The sequence below is a fragment of the Burkholderia sp. F1 genome, assembly GCF_050813845.1.
Lineage (GTDB): Bacteria > Pseudomonadota > Gammaproteobacteria > Burkholderiales > Burkholderiaceae > Burkholderia > Burkholderia ubonensis.
This window is the reverse complement of the sequence record NZ_CP172422.1, coordinates 748,701-767,179: the sequence shown is the minus strand read 5'-3', so window position 1 is coordinate 767,179 and position 18,479 is coordinate 748,701. Positions and strand designations below refer to the sequence as shown.

General features: G+C 65.2%; 19 protein-coding genes and 1 pseudogene. 6 read left to right on the top strand and 14 right to left on the bottom strand.

Annotated elements, in window-relative coordinates:
• The first annotated feature begins 8 nt into the window (after nucleotides 1-8).
• Nucleotides 9-374 (top strand): YbjQ family protein, encoded by a 366-nt coding sequence (locus ACFIMZ_RS22485; protein WP_431824517.1) that lies wholly within the window; start codon nucleotides 9-11, stop codon nucleotides 372-374.
• A 33-nt stretch (nucleotides 375-407) separates the two neighbouring features.
• On the opposite strand, the gene ACFIMZ_RS22480 is transcribed toward ACFIMZ_RS22485, so the two are convergent.
• The 3 genes from ACFIMZ_RS22480 to ACFIMZ_RS22470 all read right to left on the bottom strand — a co-directional run bounded on the left by ACFIMZ_RS22480 (nucleotide 408) and on the right by ACFIMZ_RS22470 (nucleotide 3,962).
• Nucleotides 408-1,241 carry an alpha/beta hydrolase gene (locus tag ACFIMZ_RS22480; RefSeq protein ID WP_431824516.1) on the bottom strand — a complete coding sequence of 278 codons (834 nt, stop codon included), beginning with the start codon at nucleotides 1,239-1,241 and terminating at the stop codon, nucleotides 408-410.
• A 47-nt stretch (nucleotides 1,242-1,288) separates the two neighbouring features.
• Nucleotides 1,289-2,419: an NAD(P)-dependent alcohol dehydrogenase gene (locus tag ACFIMZ_RS22475; RefSeq protein ID WP_431824515.1), complete on the bottom strand. Its 1,131-nt coding sequence runs from the start codon at nucleotides 2,417-2,419 to the stop codon at nucleotides 1,289-1,291.
• Nucleotides 2,420-2,492: 73 nt separating this feature from the next.
• The gene (locus ACFIMZ_RS22470; RefSeq protein ID WP_431824514.1) at nucleotides 2,493-3,962 is read right to left on the bottom strand and encodes an aldehyde dehydrogenase family protein; all 1,470 of its coding nucleotides are present in this window, start codon (nucleotides 3,960-3,962) and stop codon (nucleotides 2,493-2,495) included.
• A 147-nt stretch (nucleotides 3,963-4,109) separates the two neighbouring features.
• On the opposite strand from ACFIMZ_RS22470, the gene ACFIMZ_RS22465 reads away from it, so the two are divergent.
• Entirely contained in the window at nucleotides 4,110-5,120 is a 1,011-nt protein-coding gene (locus ACFIMZ_RS22465) for an AraC family transcriptional regulator (protein WP_431824513.1), read from the top strand.
• Nucleotides 5,121-5,228: 108 nt separating this feature from the next.
• On the opposite strand, the gene ACFIMZ_RS22460 is transcribed toward ACFIMZ_RS22465, so the two are convergent.
• Complete coding sequence (locus ACFIMZ_RS22460; RefSeq protein WP_431824512.1) at nucleotides 5,229-6,134, bottom strand: LysR substrate-binding domain-containing protein; 906 nt, start codon at nucleotides 6,132-6,134, stop codon at nucleotides 5,229-5,231.
• Between the two features lie 131 nt (nucleotides 6,135-6,265).
• On the opposite strand from ACFIMZ_RS22460, the gene ACFIMZ_RS22455 reads away from it, so the two are divergent.
• Nucleotides 6,266-6,898, top strand: coding sequence for an FMN-dependent NADH-azoreductase (locus ACFIMZ_RS22455; RefSeq protein ID WP_431824511.1), 633 nt, complete (start codon nucleotides 6,266-6,268; stop codon nucleotides 6,896-6,898).
• Nucleotides 6,899-6,921: 23 nt separating this feature from the next.
• On the opposite strand, the pseudogene ACFIMZ_RS22450 reads toward ACFIMZ_RS22455, so the two are convergent.
• From ACFIMZ_RS22450 to ACFIMZ_RS22440, 3 genes and pseudogenes are all read right to left on the bottom strand, one after another.
• A pseudogene (locus ACFIMZ_RS22450) lies at nucleotides 6,922-7,011 on the bottom strand (type I methionyl aminopeptidase); the annotation flags it as partial.
• A gap of 1 nt (nucleotide 7,012) precedes the next feature.
• Nucleotides 7,013-7,927, bottom strand: coding sequence for an alpha/beta hydrolase (locus tag ACFIMZ_RS22445; protein ID WP_431824510.1), 915 nt, complete (start codon nucleotides 7,925-7,927; stop codon nucleotides 7,013-7,015).
• 49 nt (nucleotides 7,928-7,976) lie between these two features.
• Nucleotides 7,977-9,488, bottom strand: coding sequence for a flavin-containing monooxygenase (locus ACFIMZ_RS22440; protein WP_431824509.1), 1,512 nt, complete (start codon nucleotides 9,486-9,488; stop codon nucleotides 7,977-7,979).
• Between the two features lie 98 nt (nucleotides 9,489-9,586).
• Between ACFIMZ_RS22440 and ACFIMZ_RS22435 the strand changes: the two genes are divergently transcribed.
• Nucleotides 9,587-10,684: an AraC family transcriptional regulator gene (locus ACFIMZ_RS22435; protein WP_431824508.1), complete on the top strand. Its 1,098-nt coding sequence runs from the start codon at nucleotides 9,587-9,589 to the stop codon at nucleotides 10,682-10,684.
• A 131-nt stretch (nucleotides 10,685-10,815) separates the two neighbouring features.
• Here the strand turns inward: ACFIMZ_RS22435 and ACFIMZ_RS22430 are convergent, their stop codons facing one another.
• The 4 genes from ACFIMZ_RS22430 to ACFIMZ_RS22415 all read right to left on the bottom strand — a co-directional run bounded on the left by ACFIMZ_RS22430 (nucleotide 10,816) and on the right by ACFIMZ_RS22415 (nucleotide 13,378).
• Nucleotides 10,816-11,163 carry an MTH938/NDUFAF3 family protein gene (locus ACFIMZ_RS22430; protein WP_431824507.1) on the bottom strand — a complete coding sequence of 116 codons (348 nt, stop codon included), beginning with the start codon at nucleotides 11,161-11,163 and terminating at the stop codon, nucleotides 10,816-10,818.
• Between the two features lie 167 nt (nucleotides 11,164-11,330).
• A complete protein-coding gene (locus tag ACFIMZ_RS22425; protein ID WP_431824506.1) occupies nucleotides 11,331-11,609 on the bottom strand; it encodes a hypothetical protein in 279 nt (92 codons plus the stop codon).
• 327 nt (nucleotides 11,610-11,936) lie between these two features.
• Nucleotides 11,937-13,079, bottom strand: coding sequence for a porin (locus tag ACFIMZ_RS22420; protein ID WP_431824505.1), 1,143 nt, complete (start codon nucleotides 13,077-13,079; stop codon nucleotides 11,937-11,939).
• On the bottom strand, nucleotides 13,076-13,378 hold the full coding sequence (locus ACFIMZ_RS22415; RefSeq protein ID WP_431824504.1) for a hypothetical protein: 303 nt from the start codon (nucleotides 13,376-13,378) through the stop codon (nucleotides 13,076-13,078). The genes ACFIMZ_RS22420 and ACFIMZ_RS22415 overlap by 4 nt, the downstream gene beginning before the upstream one ends.
• A gap of 203 nt (nucleotides 13,379-13,581) precedes the next feature.
• Between ACFIMZ_RS22415 and purU the strand changes: the two genes are divergently transcribed.
• Nucleotides 13,582-14,451 carry a formyltetrahydrofolate deformylase gene (purU, locus tag ACFIMZ_RS22410; RefSeq protein ID WP_431824503.1) on the top strand — a complete coding sequence of 290 codons (870 nt, stop codon included), beginning with the start codon at nucleotides 13,582-13,584 and terminating at the stop codon, nucleotides 14,449-14,451.
• Between the two features lie 90 nt (nucleotides 14,452-14,541).
• Here purU and ACFIMZ_RS22405 read toward each other — a convergent pair whose 3' ends face one another.
• On the bottom strand, nucleotides 14,542-15,534 hold the full coding sequence (locus ACFIMZ_RS22405; protein ID WP_431824502.1) for a DMT family transporter: 993 nt from the start codon (nucleotides 15,532-15,534) through the stop codon (nucleotides 14,542-14,544).
• A gap of 165 nt (nucleotides 15,535-15,699) precedes the next feature.
• Complete coding sequence (locus ACFIMZ_RS22400; RefSeq protein WP_431824501.1) at nucleotides 15,700-16,317, bottom strand: TetR/AcrR family transcriptional regulator; 618 nt, start codon at nucleotides 16,315-16,317, stop codon at nucleotides 15,700-15,702.
• 67 nt (nucleotides 16,318-16,384) lie between these two features.
• Here ACFIMZ_RS22400 and ACFIMZ_RS22395 point away from each other — a divergent pair, with 67 nt between their 5' ends.
• The gene (locus ACFIMZ_RS22395) at nucleotides 16,385-16,573 is read left to right on the top strand and encodes a hypothetical protein (protein ID WP_431824500.1); all 189 of its coding nucleotides are present in this window, start codon (nucleotides 16,385-16,387) and stop codon (nucleotides 16,571-16,573) included.
• An 85-nt stretch (nucleotides 16,574-16,658) separates the two neighbouring features.
• Here the strand turns inward: ACFIMZ_RS22395 and ACFIMZ_RS22390 are convergent, their stop codons facing one another.
• A complete protein-coding gene (locus ACFIMZ_RS22390) occupies nucleotides 16,659-18,314 on the bottom strand; it encodes an APC family permease (RefSeq protein ID WP_431824499.1) in 1,656 nt (551 codons plus the stop codon).
• Between the last annotated feature and the right edge of the window lie 165 nt (nucleotides 18,315-18,479).

Sequence of the window (18,479 nt, the reverse complement as noted above, 5' to 3'; positions counted from 1 at the left end):
CATCGACCATGCAAGACACCAACCGCTCCCTCGACGACGTCACGCCCGAACGCGTGACCACCGCCTTCGACCTGCCCGGCCACGCCACCGTGCGCTCGCTCGGCGTTGCACAAGGGATCGTCGTGCGCTCACGCTCGATCGTCGGCACGTTCGGCGCGGCGCTGCAGACGCTGTTCGGCGGCAATATCACGCTGTACACGTCGCTGTGCGAGAAGGCCCGCCAGCAGGCATTCGACAAGATGCTCGCCGATGCGCGCAAGCTCGGCGCGAATGCGATCGTCGCGATGCGGTACGACTCGACCGACATCAGCTCCGGCGTGACGGAAGTGATCTGCTACGGGACGGCGGTGCGCGTGACGCGCGAACCGGCGTGAGTCCGGTTCGAACGCGAAACGCATTGCGCCCCGTCAGCGCCCCGTGAGCGTCGACAGCGCCCGCAACAGCCTGCCGTCGGGACGCGCCAGATCGTCGAGCACCGAAAAGTGCGTGCAATCCGGCACGTGAACCCGCTCGACCCGCTCGCCGGCCGCGACGCACGCCGCCGCATAATCGTCCGAATGACGCACGAGTTCCGGCAATTCCGCGCCGCCGACCGCGACGACGGTCGGCGCGCCCTTGCCGACATGCCGCAGCGGGCTGTACGCATCGATTTCATGCGCCGACAGCTTCAGCTTGTCGTCGAGCCATGACAGCGCGATCGGCTCCAGGTCGACGAGCGCGCTGATCGGCAGCGCGGCCGTCACGGCCCGATGCGCGCGATACATCGCCGTCAGGTGCCCGCCCGCCGAATGCCCGCTCAGCACGAGCGGCCTGCCCGCGACGCCGAGACCGTCACGGTCGGCCGCCAGATGGTCAAGCAGCCGGCCGATCTCGCCGACGATCTGCGTCATCGACGCGTCGGGCGCCAGCGTGTACTCAGCCAGCACGACATTGAACCCGTTCGCGAGCGGCCCGCTCGCGACGAATGCGAAATCCTCCTTCGCGCAGGCTTGCCAATAGCCGCCGTGGATGAACACGAAGGTCGGCGCGTCGGGTTTGCCGCATGCGATCCAGTCATAGCGTTCGCGCGCATGGTCGCCGTAGCGGAGATCACGCCGGCACGAAGCTGCGTCGTAGAGCTTCGTGCTGCGCGCCTGAAAGTCGGCCAGCACGGCGGGAAAATCGGGAACCGCGTTCGAGTTGTCGTACGCGGCGTCGAGTGCGAGGCGGTCCATGCCGCGATAGAGCGTGGTCGTAGTCATGTATCGATGCGTGTCGTCGTTTTCAGAAAAAGCCCGGCTGTTCGGGTTCATGCATGGTTGTCGATCAGCAGGATCGGCTTCAGCGTTGCGCCGGCTTCGCTGTCCGCCGCCGCCCGGTTGATGTCCGCGAACGGGTAGAACTTCACCAGCTTGTCGAACGCGAAGCGGCCTTGCAGGTGCAGCTCCACCAGCTCGGGAATGAACCTGCGAGGCACGCTGTCCCCTTCGCAGATCCCTTGAATGCGCTTGCCCGCGATCATCAGGTCGTTGAGGTCGAACGCCGCCTTCGTGTGTTGCCGCGATGCGCCGACGACGCCGAGCACGCCCAGCGGCGCGAGCGCCGACACGCCGTGCGCGAGCATCTCCGGCCGGCCGGTCGTTTCGAGCGCGAACCCGGCGCCGCCGCCGGTGATTGCGCGGACTGCGTCGACCCAGCCGGACTCGCGGCTGTCGAGCGCGTGCGTCGCGCCGAGCTCGCGCGCGAGCGCCAGCCGGCCAGGCACGATGTCGACCGCGATGATGGTCGCCGCGCCCGCGAGCCGGGCCGCGAGCACCGCGGACATCCCGACCGCACCCGCGCCGAGCACGAGAAAGCGGCTGCCCGGCGCCACTTTCAGCGAATGGATGACCGCGCCGGCCCCCGTCTGAATCCCGCATCCGAGCGGGCCCAGCAATTGCAGCGGCGCGTGCCTGGGCACCTTGATCGCGCTGCGTTCGCGCGTCAGCGCAAATGTCGCGAACGACGATTGGGAAAAGAAATGATCGTGGATCGGCGTCCCGTCGGGCGTCGTGATCGCGCATTGCCCGTCGTGCCCGCAGCCGCCGAAATTCTGTGAATAGAAATCCGCGCAGTACGACGGACGGCCCGCGTCGCAGGTCGCGCAATGTCCGCAATGGCCGTAGGTCAGCACGACGTGATCGCCGGGCGCCAGCGACCCGACCCGCGGGCCGACGGCTTCGACGACCCCGGCGCCTTCGTGTCCCAGCACCGCAGGCAGGGGCACCGGGTAGTACTGGTCGCGGATGATCAGATCGGTATGGCACATGCCGGCAGCGACGATGCGCACCTGCACCTCGTCGTCCACCGGCGCACGCAGCCGGGCCGGTTCCAGCACGAATGGCGCCCCCTTGGTGTGGGTGACGGCGGCGACGATGTCGCGAAACTCGGTCTGACTCATCGAAGCATCTCCGGATCGGATTGCACTGCCCTGACGCAGTTGCACTGGCAGAATTAGCGGATCGCGCCGGTCGTCACGCGACGAACCACGGATCGCCGACGCAATTCCGGATCGTCACGGATTTCAGGTGCGAATACAGATTGAGCGTTTCGCGGCAATGCTCGACCCCGATGCCGCTCTCCTTGATGCCGCCGAACGGCACGCCGCTTGCGAGATTGAAATACTGGTTGATCCAGACCGAACCCGCCTCGAGCGCATCGGCCGTCCGCATCGCGTTGTCGAGATCCGACGTGTAGATCCCCGCGGCGAGCCCGTATGGAACGTCGTTCGCTTCCTTCAGCATCCGGTCGACATCGCTCCAGCGAATGATGCTCAACACCGGTCCGAAGATCTCTTCCTGCGCGACACGCATGCTGTTGCGCGCCTCCAGCAAGGTCGGCGGGATGAAGTAGCCGGCGTCGCAGCCGGGCACCCTCACGCGTTCGCCGCCGAACAGCACCTTCGCGCCCTCGGCCTTGCCGATACGGATGTAATCGAGCACCCGCTCGCCCTGCTTCGCGGATACGAGGCAGCTCAGGTGAACCGTCTCGTCGAGCGGATCGCCGACTTTCATTCTCGCGGCAGCCGACGTCAGCTTGTCGACGAACGGCGCATAGAGGTCGTCATGCACGAACAGACGCGTGCCGGCGAGACACGACTGGCCGTTGCAATACATCGCCGCGAACAGCGCGTTGTCGACGACCGCATCGAGGTTCTCCACGTCCGGAAACACGATGTTGGGACTCTTGCCGCCCAGTTCGAGCGACACCGGCACCAGCCGGTCCGCGCCCGCGCGACCGATGATCCGCCCGACTTCCGGGCTGCCGGTGAAGGCGAGCTTCGCCACGTCGGGATGCGACGTCAGCGCAGCGCCGACCTCGTCGCCGAACCCCGGCACCACGTTGATGACGCCCGGCGGGAAAATGCCGCCGGCAATTTCGGCGAACGCGAGCGTCGACAGCGACGCGTTCTCGTCCGGCTTGAGCACGACCGTGTTGCCCGCCGCGACGGCGGGCGCCACCTTCAGCGCGACCATCAGCGCCGGCACGTTCCACGGGATGATCTGGCCGACCACGCCGATCGGTTCACGCTTCACGACCAGGTAACCGTCGGGAATCGGCCGTCCATACCCCTCGTGCGTCAGAATCGCGCTGGCGAAGTAGCGGTACTGCGCAATGGCCTTTTCGTGGTCGATGCGCGTCTCGGCGATGCGCCGGCCGATATCCATCGCGTCGATCGTCGCGAGGCGCGGCAGCGCCTGTTCCAGCGCATCGGCAAGACGGTTCAGCAGCGCGGCCCGCGTCTCGTAGCTCGTGGCCTTCCAGGCGGGCAGCGCCCGTCGCGCGGCTTCGACGGCCGCGGCAACCTCCGCCGCGCCGCATCGCGCGATGTCCGCGAGCCGCTCGCCCGTCGCTGGGTTGACCGCGGCGAAGGTCGCGCCGTCCGCCCGCGCGAACCCGCCGTTGATGTACGCCGTATAATTGCCGCCTGTCGGATGATTCATCGCTGCGCACGCTCCGTTCAACGTTCAACACGGCTCCATGATTGCCGGAGCACGCGCGGGCAACTATCGTTTCCGTGCCATCGGCATCTGAAACGCGCCATTCTTTGAAGCCGCCGCTCCGCGCCGCTTCAGTCAGGAGGGACGAACGTGAACCAGCTGCTCTCCCGGCCGGGCATGCCCGCGCTGTCCCGCTCGCCGCTGTTGGCCGACCAGGACGTCCCCCGCAGTGCGATGCTGTTCGAGTCCGACGATCTCGAACATGCCCGCCGCGAAATCAGCAAGGTTTATCGCCCCTATCGTTTCACCGCGGCGCGCCGCCGCACCATGCCGGCCACCATGTTCAACCTGGAAGGCGACAGTGTCGCGCTCTCATGGTTTGCGTACGGAACGGACATCGCCATCCGGCCCGAGATCTTCGGCAATTTCGTGCTCGTGCTGACCACGCTGGCCGGGCACTCGGACATCCGCAGCGGCAGGCTCGCGCACACGGGCGGCCCCGGTTCGACCGTGCTCGTCGCGTCGGACGAACTATCGCAATTCCGCTACAGCGAGGACAACGTGCAGTTGGGTGTGCGCATCGACGCGCAGCGTATCGCGGAAGTCTGGCGTCGCATGTCCGGGCGCGAACCACCGTCCGCGCTGCCGTCGTGCGCGCTGATCGAAGCTCGGCGCCGCGACCTCTGGCTCGCGTCGGTGCAGATGCTCCGGCAGTTGCTGCATCCCGACACGCCGCCCGCGCTGAAAGCGATGCAGCTCCCGCTGGCAGAAGAAATGCTGATCGTCAGCCTCATCGGCGAACAGCTGACAGACGCGATGTCCGCAGGCGGCGGCGTCGCGCCGGCCTGCGTGAAGCGCGCGATCGCATTCATCGACGAGCACGCCGGCCAGCCGCTGACGCTGGCCGATATTGCCGCTGCCGCGCATTGCAGCGTGCGCACGATGCAGCGCGCGTTTCATCAGTGGCGCGACATCGGCACGATGCGCTATCTGAAGGAAGTCCGCCTGCAGCGCGCGAGAGCGGCGCTGCAGGCGCCGGACGAGACCGCTTCGGTCACGGAGATCGCGACACGCTGGGGCTTCGGCCATCTCGGGCAGTTCGCCGCGGACTATCGGAGGACGTTCGGCGAACGGCCGTCGGACACGCGGGCGCGGCGCTGAGCGCACGGCAAAGACGTCACCGCCGTTCAACGGCTCGACGGTCATGAATCCGTCGGGCTTGTGCCCCCGATCCACGCTTCCCGGTGGCCGGGACCGCCCCGCACGCGCTCAGCCGGCGGTTGCACCCGCCGCCCCGCGCGCATGCGCGGCAGCCGCGCTGCCGAGCGGCCGCATCTCGAACTCGTCGCGGATCGTCTGCGCGAGTTCGCGCACGAGCGCCCCGCCCGCATCGTGCATCAGCACGTATTCAACGCTCGGGAGCGGCGGCAGGCCATCCGCCGACGTCAGCTCCCGCAACCCGTCGTCGATCGCGCTGCGCGGCAGCGGCGTCACGGCGAACCCGGCCCGCGCAGCCGCCTTCACGCCGGCCATGCTCGGGCTGACGCACGCGATGCGCGACGCGACCTCGGCGCGTGCGAGCGCCGTGAGCGCCGCCTCGCGGAACGGGCATGGCTCGGGAATGCACGCGAGCGGCAGCGCGCCGTCCGGCAACGGTTCATGACGCGCGAACGCCCACACGAGCGGCTCGGCGCCGAGGCGGATGCCCCGCTCGTCGCGTTCGCAACGGCTGCCGATCACCAGATCGAAGCGTCCCGCGTCGAACCCCTGAACCAGATTGCCCGGCACGTCGACGGCGAGCTCGAGCGCCAGCCCGCGATGGCGCGCGCCGAAGCGGCGCAGGATGTCAGGCAGCCAGCCGCACGCAAACTCGTCCGACGCGCCGACGCGCAGCCGCCCCGGAGCGCCCGCGCCGCCGAGGCAAGCCCGGGCCTCGGCGCTGAGATTGAGCATCGCGCGCGCATAGCCGAGCAGCAGCAGGCCCTGATCGGTCAGCGACACGGTGCGGGTATTGCGCATCAGCAGCGTGCATCCGGCCTGCTCCTCGAGCCGCGCGACCTGCGCGCTGACGGCAGACTGGCTCAGGTGCAGCCGGCGCCCCGCGCCGGTAAAGCTGCGCGCGTCCGCGACCGTGACGAAGGTGTGGAGCAGCGCGGTGTCGAGGGGGGTATTCATTCATCACCAAAACGGGTAAGTCCGACAAATTAATATCGTTTCCAGATGATACGCCGACCCGCTAGCCTTGTAGCTGTCGTCGCGAGCATCGGCTCGCGCCCTTCTTTCCCCCTTGCACAGGAACGACCGACATGGCTCGACTGCTCTACATCGAATGCTCGCCGCGCAAGCGCGATTCTGCGTCCATCGACATCTGCCGCGCCTTTCTCGACGCGTACCGCGAAGCCCACCCGGCGGATACCGTCGACACGCTCGACGTCTGGGATCTCGCGTTGCCGGAATTCGACGGCGACGCGATGGCGGCCAAGTACGCGGGGCTCGCAGGCGCCGCGCTGACGCCGGCCCAGGCGTCGGCCTGGGCGCGCATCGAGGCGCTCGCCGCGCCGTTTCATGCGGCCGACAAGCTGCTGTTCGGCATCCCGCTGTGGAATTTCGGCATCCCGTACAAGCTCAAGCACCTGATCGACGTCATTTCGCAGAAGGACGTGCTGTTCGCGTTCGACGGCGCCGGGTTCGCCGGCAAGCTCGCCGGCAGGAAGGCGGCGGTCGTCTATGCGCGCGGGCTCGATTACGCTTCGCCGGGATCGTTCACGCCGGCGCGCGAATACGATCTGCAGCGGCCCTATGTCGAGATGTGGCTGAAGTTCGTCGGCGTGACCGACGTACAGGGCATCGTGGTCGAGAAGACGCTGCTCGGCGACGACGGGCGATCAGGTCGGCATGCCGCGGCGGAAGCGGCGCGCGCGCTGGCACGCGACTTCTGACGCGGCCCGCGCTTGCCGGGCCGTCAGTTCGGCAGCTTTTCGTCGGGGCGCAACGTCAGGCCCCGCACGCCGTCCCGCGTCACGGCGACGGTGTGCTCGAATTGCGCGGACAGGCTAGACAGCCACGGTTCCGACGGGGCGGTCGACGCCGAGGTGTTTTTTCAGGAAGGCCAGCTGCAACGCGATATTCTGCAAGCACACCGCTTCTTCTTCGAGATGCAGCTCGAAGTGATTGCCATCCACAAGGTGAAATTCGCAGTCCGGAATGCGCGTCGCTGCCCGATATGCCGCCGAGGCAGGCGTGACTGTGTCGCGTCGACCGGCAACGATGAGCGTCGGTGCTTTCACTCGACGCGCGGAGCGAACCGGGCTGTAAAACGGAATCTCCATGAAGATCCGGGACAGCACCTTGTTTTCCCAGCTTGCTCCCGCCTGAACCAGGCGGGCATAGCCCTCCCAGCACTCGGCGCTCGTCAGCGCCGCCGCGTCGCCGGGGCGCCCGACAATCGGGCTGTAGTGCGGACAGCCGAACAGTCTGCCGGCTTGGTCGCGCAGCGCCGCTATCGCCAGCCGAAGGGTGACGTGCGCCGGCACCTGCCGCAGGCTCGCGACACCGCTCACGTGCGGCACCTGGGCGATCACCGCATGAATCCGCTGATCGTTTGCGGCCGTTTCGATCACGTGCCCGCCTGAAAACGAGGTGCCCCACAGGACGATGCGCCCGGTATCGATGCCGGAAAGCGTCCGCACGTGCCGGACTGCCGCAGCCCAGTCGGCAAGGTGCCGGCGCGGGCTGACCCAATGCCGCGGCATCCCTTCGCTATCGCCAAAATTGCGATAGTCGAAGAGATACACCGCATACCCTTCGTCGACGAAACGTCGCGCAAAGGCGGGCAAACCTGCAGCGCGAATCGCGCCGAAGCCGTGCGCCATCACGATGACGGGGGGCCGGTGGCCCGAGTCGGGCAGCATGAGCGTCCCGGCGCAGTACTCGCCCTGGCTCGGGAATGTGGAGTCGAAGCTGAGCATGGTTGCTTCCGGTTCAGTCGGTTGACGAGTGTCGTGCATGCATGCCGCTTCACGCGGACACGGTCCGCTTGTCTGCCCGGCGTGCCGCAGAAGCCGGCTCGCCGCTCCCGGGGCGCCTGAATTCGAGTACGGGGTCGGCGATCGTCTCCTTCAGCAGCATCTCGCGATCGACCTCGAGGTTGTGAAGAACGCGCCACGGCAACGCCTGGCCCTGACGCGGCAGGACGCCCTGACCGCGCTGCACGTAGCCGGATTGCAGCGAACCCAGGATCGATTCGTCGAGCATCTCGCCCGACGGCGCGTGCGCCGTTGCCATGTCGAAACCTTCCGCATCCATGTGCTTCATCAAGCGGCAGACGTAGGTCGCTGCCATATCGACCTTCAGTGTCCAAGGTGCGTTCGTGTAGCCGAACAGGTAGGCGAAATTCGGAACGTCCTGAAGCAGCACGCCCTTGTATGTCATCAGGGCGCTGATGTCGAGCTGTCGTCCATCGACGTGCACCTTCATGCCGCCGAGCGATTGGAGCTGGAGGCCGGTCGCCGTGACGATGATGTCCGCGTGGAGCACTTTGCCGGACTTCAGCAGAATGCCGTTTTCCGTGAACGTCTCGATGTGGTCGGTCACGACGGATGCCTTCCCTGCGCGGATGACCTTGAACAGATCGCCGTCCGGTACCGCGCACAGCCGCTCGTCCCACGGGTTGTATCCGGGTGTGAAGTGCCGCATGTCTACGCCGCCGCCGACCTGCTTCTCGACGTGGGCCAGCAACCACGACCGGATCCGGCGGGGCCATCGCCTGGCCGCCTTGTAGATGAGGCGTTGCAGCCGGATATTGCGCCAGCGGGCCATCCCGTATACCCAGCGGGTCGGCAACACGCGATCCAGCACGGCCGACATCTTGTCGTAGGCCGGCACCGAAAAGATGTAGCTCGGCGACCGCTGCAGCATCGTGACGTGAGCCGCCTGGCCGGCCATCGCGGGCACGAGCGTGACGGCGGTTGCGCCGCTGCCGATTACCACGACGCGCTTGCCGCGATAATCGAGATCCTCTGGCCAGTGCTGCGGATGGATGCGCAAGCCGGTGAATCTCTCCTGCCCCGGAAAATGCGGCAGATATCCGCGGTCGTGGTTGTAGTAACCGGTGCAAGGAATGAGGTACTTGCAGGTGAAGGTCGACGTGTCGCCGCTGTCTTCATGCCGGGCGTCGACCGTCCAGCGGCGCTGCTCCGTCGACCAGCGCGCGTCTTCGATCTTGACGCCGAAATGGATGAATCGGTCGACACCATGCTCGCGCGCGGTGTCGGCGATGTACTGCCGGATCGATGACCCGTCAGCGAGGACCTTGTAGTCGTGCCACGGCCGGAATGCATAGCCGAAGCTGAACATGTCCGAATCGGACCGGATCCCCGGATAACGGAACAGATCCCATGTCCCGCCGATCGCATTGCGCCGCTCCAGAATCGCGACGCGTTTGTCCGGACACGCTTTGGCCAGATGGCACGCCATGCCGATACCGGAAATGCCTGCGCCAATGATCAACACGTCGTAGTTGTTTTTCATCGGATGTCTCCTCGCTGATTTTGATCGACATACGCACTCTAGCGACGGCGACAGGCTGAAGTTTGACGTCATGAGACTAATGTTTTACATTTTGAGACATGGATCCATTGGTCAGAGCGAGTGGCCTTCGCGGCTATCCGGCATTGATGCGCGACATGGGCCACGATCCCGTGCCGCTGCTGCGCCGCTACCACATCGAGGAGGCGTCGCTGGACCGGGACGACGCGTTGATATCGCTTCGTTCCGCTACGCATCTGCTGGAAGCCAGCGCCGAGGTGACGCGATGCGGCGATTTCGGTCTGCGCTTGTCGTCGCATCAGAGCATCGACGTGCTGGGGCCGTTGAGCATCGTGCTGCGCAACGCACCCACGATCCGGGATGCCCTGAACGATTTGAGTCGTTACCTGTTCGTGCAGAGCCCGGGCCTCGTCGTGTCGGTCGACGAGCGCAGCCCGATCGTGAAGAACACGGTTGCGGTATCCATCGACATTCGCCTGTCCGGGCCCGTCGTCACGCGGCAAAACAGCGATCTTTGCCTCGCGGACGCACATAATTTCCTGCGGCTGTTTGCCGGGGACAAATACGATCTACGCGCCGTATCGATACCGCACGAACCTGTCGTCAGCCGCGCGGTGTACGAGCGCTTCTTCGGGGCAAGACTGCTGGCGGAACCGGTCGGCGCAACGTTGTACATTGCGCGCGATACGTTTTCCGCCAACGTTCAAGGCGCGAACGCCGCGTTTCGTCAGATCGCGGAAGACTACATTTTCCGGAATTTCGGTGCGGCCCAAGGGAGCACGTCCGATCGCGTTCGCCAAGTGCTGCGGCAAGCGCTTGGCGCGTCGAGCTGCGACAAATCCAGTGTCGCCGCGCTGCTGGCGCTGCATCCAAGAACGCTGCAGCGCCGTCTTTCGGAAGAGGGCACGTGCTTCGAAACCATCAAGGACGAGGTTCGCCAGCAGCTCGCGGTGCATTACCTTCAGAACACCAGACTGACGATCGGCCAGATTTCGTTGATGCTCGGCTATCCGGCTCAGTCCGCGTTGTCGCGCGCCTGCCACCAATGGTTTGCACTCACGCCTTCGGATATCCGCAGCGGAAATCAACGGGATTCAAGTGCATGCGATGGAGAGACTAAGGGTCAGGGATCTTCAAAGAGGGCGTCGGAGCGTCCGGACAACAGCACGGACGGATGACGCTTCCGGCCGGACCGGGGCGATCGCGACAGACGACAACCGGCCGAGCAGCGCGTATTTCGCCCGCCGTCGGGCCCTCCGGCCACGATGCATCAGGAATCGAACCCGAAAACCGTGCGGATATGTGCGGTCTAGCACGTGACATGCAGGATCGCATTGGTCTGGCCAGGGTGCTCCTTGAGTTTGGCGATGGCTTCCGCCGTCGGCAGGATGACCAGTTCGACTCGTCGACGCTTGGCCTCGTCCTTCACCTCGTCCATCACCGGCAGCGCCCCGGTGCCCGTACCGATCACAAGCCGATGGCACTTCCAGGGTATATCCTCCGCCGCAGACAGCGGTGTGTGCCCAAATGCCTCGCGGAACTGCCGGGAGGGCCCCTTCTTGCGTTTGCGAACCTGCCCGTGGTCAATTACCACGTCATGCTGGTAGGTCACGCCATCAATGCGGATGAAACCAAACGAAAATGCTTCGAAGCGCATACCCGCCTCCGCCGGTTTCGTGCCGACAACGTCGACAATCGGAACGTGCAATAACGCGCGTCGTCAAGGACGGTCGGGTCGGGGCACGAATTCGGGAATTGTCCGTATCGGTCGTTCGGTCTCGAGCAGCGAACGGCAGATCTCGGGCCGGCACAAGCCTGCCGCCCTTATCGGAGCGCTGTCGGGCCTTTCAGTGGACGCTTGCCGTCGATGATCGCTTTTGCTTCGTCAACGGCAGCATCCAACGCCCAGTTTTCGCGACGGTAGCCCTCTTCCTCAAGGCATTGAACCGGAATTTGCGTGGCGGGCTGAGCAGCGGTGTCGTTCGGGACAAGCACGAAGCCGTGGAACCCGAATATCTGCAAATCGGCATCGCCGACGCCTTGTTTCAGGAGCGTTTGAACTGAATATTCAAAACCATTGTGCGTATTCTCAGCGCGGGCCATGATCGTCTCCAGCGTGGTCGTCTTTTGATCCTAGCACCAACGAATAGGGCGCGATTGCAGCGTTGGCCGAACGCGGTCTGACGCTATCTGCGTACCGGCAGTTCTCGCCCGAGCCCTGTCCAATATGGCCCGAGGAGGCGATTCGCTGCCGGCGGGGACCGCTCCTGGCCGGCCGTCGCCAATCGTGATCAGCGTAATCTGGCCGAACCCCGACGATCTCCCGCCGGATTTCGCGGTAATCCGCGATGAACAAAAAAAAGGCGCGAACCTGGGTTCGCGCCAAAGAGAGACCTCGCTGAAGACTGGATGCCGCGTCGCTTTCCTCGCTCAGAACGAATGCCGCATGCCGATCCGCACGTCGGCCTGGGTCTGCGTCGTCGACGGCGTGAAGCTGTAGCCGATCACCGCATCGACGCCTTGCGACGCACGCAGGTAATCGCCGGAGACATAGACGTCGGTGCGCTTCGACAGCATGTAATGGAGGCCCGCGGTGCCCTGGTTCCAGTGGTGGCCTTCGAAGCGCGTGTGCTGGTAGCCCGCGATCAGGCTCAGCGCCGGCGTGAACTGGTACGAGCCGCCGCCTTCGTAGACCTGCATGTGCGACGAGTTGCCGAAGCCCTTGATCGTCGTGTACGAGTAGTTCGCGTCGAGCGTCAGCTTGCCGATCGCGTAGCTCGCGCCGACGCCGAACGTGCCCTGGCTGTCGATGTTCATCGGCGTGTTCGCGAACAGGTCGGTGCGCGCGCCGGTCGCCGGATCGACGGTGACGGTCTGCTGGCCGAGGAACGTGTGCGTGCCGATCATCGCGTACGGATCGAACGCATAGATGCCGAACGGGTTGTTCAGGCGCGTGTACGCGGCCCCGATCGAGAAGTCGCCCTTCGTGAAGCTCGCGCCCGCGCTCCATGCGCTGTTGCGGTGGAAGTTGCCCGCGACGTTGCCGAACGAGTACATCGCGCCGAACTTGAAGCCGCTGAGATCGTTCGACAGGAACTTCACCGAGTTCGGCAGGCGGTCGCCGTTGAAACGGTCGAAGTCGCCCTGGTGGATCGCGTAGCCGCTGCCCCATGCGGAGATGTTGTAGATCGACACCAGCTCGTTGGTGATGTCGAGCTGGTTGCCGAACGACAGCGTGCCCCAGTCGTTCTGCAGTCCGACATAGGCTTGACGGCCGAATTCCGCGCCACCGAAGCTGAGCTGGCCGTTGCCGAGGTGGAAGCCGCTCTCGAGCGTGAACACCGCCTTCAGGCCGCCGCCCAGATCCTCGGTGCCCTTGAGCCCGAACCGGTTGCCGTAGGCGACGCCGTCGTCGAACTTGACCACGTGCGCGCCGCCCGTGTTGTTCACCCACGTGATGCCCGCATCCAGAATCCCGTACAACGTCACGCTGCTCTGCGCATGGCTCACTGCCGGTGCGCAGGCCGCCGCGCATGCAAGCGCGGCTGCTGCGGCCATTTTCGTCTGCTTCATTGTCGACCACCCTCCCTGACCATTCGATGGAAAAAACCCCAGACCTCGTTGACGACGTTGATTGCCGCCTGATTTGCATTCAGTACGTCTGATGGCTTCGCCGTTTCGTTTTCCGCAATAACGGGAGCCATGGGCAAAAAATACAAACCCATATTTCGCGTCACCCGTCTGAAGGCGACATCAAATGGTCTGGTTACGACCGGTCGGGAAAACACGGATGGCCGGCGCGGCGCGCCGGCGGCCGTCGTCACGCCATCCAGCCAGGGCGCGACGAGCGACGGCTCGGCCTGCGTCAGCATCCCGGTCCCGCTCGACTCGACGAGTGCCCGTTCGCCGGAGCCCGGCGCGGCGGCGCACTGACGCGCCGATACCAGCCACACGGCGAGTCGGTTCTATCCGCTCGAAATCTGGCCTGATTTACTTGGGCATCGCGATTCGTCGTCGCAGCGCAACCCCGTGCGCCGCGCCCGCGCCGATCGCCCACCGAGACCCGAGGAGCCCCATGAGCGACGTCCAACGCCCCGAACAATTCGTCCTGACGCTGTCGTGCCCGAGCGCGGCCGGCCAGGTCGCCGCCGTCGTCGGCTTTCTCGACCGCCATCGCTGCTACGTCGACGCGCTGAACGTGTTCGACGACGATCTCAGCAATCGCTTCTTCGTACGCTGCGTGTTCCATCCGACCGACGAAACGCTCAGCGTCGACGCGCTGCGGCACGAATTCGCGCCGATCGCGGCCGGCTTCGACATGCAATGGGCGATCCACGACGTCAACGCGCGGCCGAAGGTGCTGATCATGGTGTCGAAGCTCGAGCACTGCCTTGCCGACCTGCTGTTCCGCTGGCGGATGGGCGAACTGAAGATGGACATCGTCGGCATCGTGTCGAACCATCCGGACTTCGAGCCGCTGGCCGCGCAGCACGGGCTGCCGTTCCGCCATTTCCCGATCACCGCCGACACGAAGGCGCGGCAGGAAGCGCAATGGCTCGACGTGTTCGAGACGAGCGGCGCGGAGCTCGTGATCCTCGCGCGCTACATGCAGGTGCTGTCGCAGGAAACGAGCGCGAAGCTCGCGAACCGCGCGATCAACATCCATCACTCGTTCCTGCCCGGCTTCAAGGGCGCGAAGCCGTATCACCAGGCGCACACGCGCGGCGTGAAGCTGATCGGCGCGACCGCGCACTTCGTCACCGACGATCTCGACGAAGGCCCGATCATCGAGCAGGTCGTCGAGCGCGTCGATCACGCGTATCGCCCGGAGCAGCTGCTCGCGGTCGGCCGCGACGTCGAATGCATCACGCTCGCGCGCGCGGTGAAGGCGTTCATCGAGCGACGGGTATTCCTGAACGGGGATCGGACGGTCGTGTTTCCGTAAGCGGCGGAACGGGCGGCAGGCATTCGCGCGAGCCACCCGCCCGCGGGTCGCGCCGGTGTTGCGCCTGCGTGGGCAACGGCACGCCTCTGCTCACGCAGAGGCAGATGGCACACGCGCAAGCGCCTTCCCGATTCGCTGCGCCCTGCGTCTCAGGTACAGGTTGTTGAGGATCAGCGCCGCGCCCGTCAGTGCCACGCCCGCTACTTGCGCATGATTGGGCACGACGCCCGTGAACGCGGAGACGACGAATGCCGTGATGGGGACGATATCCATGAACAGCACGCCGTTCATCGGCCCCAGGATCCGGTTGCCCGTCATCCAGAGCAGGATCGCACCGAAGCCCGCCACCGGCCCCATGTACGCGAGATGCGGCAGGATCGCGTGAACCGCGGCCAGCGACGGCGCCGCAATCCGATGCGTGACGATCAACGCCAGGTTGACCGTGATGATGGTGGTCAGCCCAAGCCAGGTCGTGACCGTCGTGTATTTCAACGCGGACCAGCGCGTGAAGCGCGCCGCGCCGAACGTATAGACGACCCAGCACAACGCTCCGAGGATGATCAGCGCGTTTGCCGCGTAATGCTGCGGCGCGTGCAGCGCGGCGATCAGGTCGCCACGCGTAATGACGAGGGCGACACCGGTGAAGGACAGCGCCACGAACAGGACCGACAACGGCGCGGGGGCGACGCGCCGCACCAGCGCGTTGAGCAGCAGCCCCATCATCGGCTGGGTCGCCATCATGATCGACGCGGCGAGCGCGCCCTCTTCGCCGGCCAGTTGCTGGCCCAGAAACACGAACGACCCGAACCCGCAGAAACCGACCGATCCGAGCAGCCAGGCGAGCGGCACGGATTCGCCGGCGGCCCGGAACGCATCCCGCCCTTCGGTGATCCACAGCAACACGGCGAAGCCGGCGCCGGCGACCAGATAGCGCAACGACGTGAAGGTAAATGGATCGATGTACACCAGCGCATCGGTCATCACCGGAAACATTGCGCCCATGAGGATCGTCGCGATCACGCACGCAACGATGCCTCTCCCGTACACGGTTGCAGACGACGACGTCGTAATGGCATCATTCATGACTAATCATTCCCAAATTAATCGAAAAATGACGCCGTCCCGGCTGCATCCCGCGGTTCGGCGTCTACCGGAACAGAATTCCCTGCCACTTCCTCCGCATGATCTTCGGCAGGCGCATCGCACCAATTTTGAAACCAATCATTCTCAAAAAAGGCAAAAAGAGATTCAACCCAGCGCACGCATCGCAATATCCACGATCGACGCGAGATCCGGCTCTGCCATGCTCGCCTTGCCCAGCACACGCATCCCCTGGATCAGGCAAAGCAGATACCGGCCGACTTCTTCCGCATCGAGTTTCCGATCGAACTCACCGGCCTGCTGCCCCCGCGCGACGGCGAGACTCAGTTGCGTGGCGATGCGTTGCAGCGTCGACTCGATATAAGGACGCAACTCGTCGTCACCGGGCAGCAGCTCAATGGCAGCATTCGTGATGAAACAGCCGCGACGTTCCGACAGGCGGACACCGATTTTCGTATAGTGCATGAGCGCCTCTCTGAGCGCCTGCCGCGGCGGGAGATCCGCCGCCAGGCGCTCCTTGAGGCGCGCCACCGCGCCTTCCGCATAACGGTCGAACGCGGCCACCAGCAACCCGTGCTTGTCGCCGAACGTCCGGTACAGGCTGCCGCGGAATACCCCTGTCGCCTCGCACAGCTCGTCAATCGATGTCGCGTGATACCCCTGCTCCCAGAACACGCGCGCCGCGGCCTCGACGACATCGTCGGCGTCGAATTCACGCGGTCGCCCCCTGTCGCGGGAGCCGGGAGGCGTTGGGGTCGGGCTCATGAGAGCAGATATTAGAACCAATCATTCTCAAAATCAAGCGACTACGACGAGGCGCACCCGTCGACAGGTGCATACGAAACGCGGGGCACCGAACGACAAAAGCGCGGCGGACGGGTGCTTCGACCGGGACCCGTTCGCCGCACGCCTGCCGTTCGATGCGACGATCCTGCGTCAGGACGTGCAGCGGATGATCGCCGAGGCGTTCACGCTGCTCGACGACGATGCGCGGAAGGTGGATGACGAGGCTGCCGGGTGAGCTGAGCGGCGTTCGCCGATTCGTCGCACCGGACCCGTGTGCGGTTTCCGTGTCCGGCGCGAGAATCGCCTTGCCTGCTATGCGCTTACTTCACCCACGCAAAGTAGTACGACAGCCCGATCGTCAGCGCGGCCCCGATCAACGCCGCATACGGCGCGAGATCGAGCCACGCGCCGCGCTTCGGCACTTCGAGCTCCATGTCGCGCTGCATCTGCGCGGGGAAGCGGCCGCGATCCTGCCAGTAGTGGCGATACACGAACACCGGCACGATCAGCAGCATCGCGATCAGCCCGTTGCGCAGCGTGCCTTCGCCCTGCAGGTTCGCACCCGCGCCGACGTAGACGAGGTTTGCGTAGCCACACAGCGAGCCCGCGACGAGCAGCCACGTCGGGCAGCGGAACGGACGCTCCCAGTTGCCGCGATCGATCCGGTGGATCCAGCCGGACTGAAGGTTCAGGAATACGAACAGCATGTAGCAGACGTTCGAGATCGACAGCACCGTCATGTAGTCCGACATCATCAGCAACACGAGGTTGAAGCCGAGATCGGTCCACATCGCGCGCGTCGGCGCGCCGTGCTCGTTCACGTGCGACAGGTACTTCGGCAGCCAGCCGTCGACCGACGCCTGGTACAGCGTGCGCGACGAGCCCATCATCGACGTCATCACGATCAGCAGGATCGACAGGATCAGCATCACGACGAGCGCGTTCGCAACCCATGCGCCGCCGCCGACGATCTTCGCCATCGCCGCGCCGACGCCAGTGCCGTCGCCGATCGCCGGATCGAGCATCGCCTGCGTGCCGAGCGCGCCCTGGAACGCCATCGGCACGAGGGTCATCACGACGAGGCACAGCGCGCCCGACCAGAAGATCGCCTTCGCGGTGTCGCGGCGCGGATCGCGGAATTCGCGCGTATAGCAGACGGCCGTCTCGAACCCGTACGACGCCCAGCCCGCCATGAACATCGCGCCGAGCGCCATCACGACGCCCTGGCCGTTCCACGAGCCGAAGGTCGCGGTGGTCAGGTTGCCTTGCGCGTCGTGGCCGAGCGGCAGCAGCGGCAGCAGGTTCGACATCGGCACGTCGCCGGTCACGAACGGCACGATGCCGACGATCAGGAGCGGCGTGAGCGATGCGATGCCGAGAATGCGCTGCGTGCGCGCGGCCTTCGACGCGCCGCTGTGCTGAAGCTTGAACGTGACGAGAAGCAGGATCGTCGCGATGATGAACGTCGCATTGATCCGCAGGGACAGGCCCGGCTTGATGAAGCTCAGGTCTGCGATCTTGAGCTGCCAGTGCAGCACCGCCGCATCGGCGGGAAAGAGGCTCGTCAGCGCGTAGCTCGCCGCGAGACCGCATCCGAGTGCGAGCATCGGCGACCACGCGAGCCAGTTGCACCACACGGATACCGGGGCAATCAGTTTGCTGTAACGCACCCAGCCGATCGCGCCGTACACCGACGCGCCGCCCGATTTATGGGGAAATAGCCCGGAAATTTCCGCATAAGTCGCGCTCTGGATCAGCCCCATCGTGATCGCGGCGATCCAGATCGCCCACGCGGGCTGGCCGATCGTCGCGCATACGCCACCGATCGTGAACAGCACGCCTGCCGGCACGCCGCTCGTTACCCAGAATGCATCCTTCCAAGTCAGGCCACGATGCAGCGTGTGGCCCGTCGAATCATGTGAGATGGTTGCCTCAACATCACTGGTGCTATTCGCACGCAGTCCTGCCTGACTCATCCAAATCCTCCTGTGATGACTCCGCACAAGAGACGCAGTGTAACAACTTTTGCGCCTTCTTGCACAATCATCAAAAAAATTCCGGGATATGACGACATCATTGCGCTATTGATTCGGAATCCTGTCAATCACTCCCGGACTACTTGTTTTATGGGTTCGTGCGAC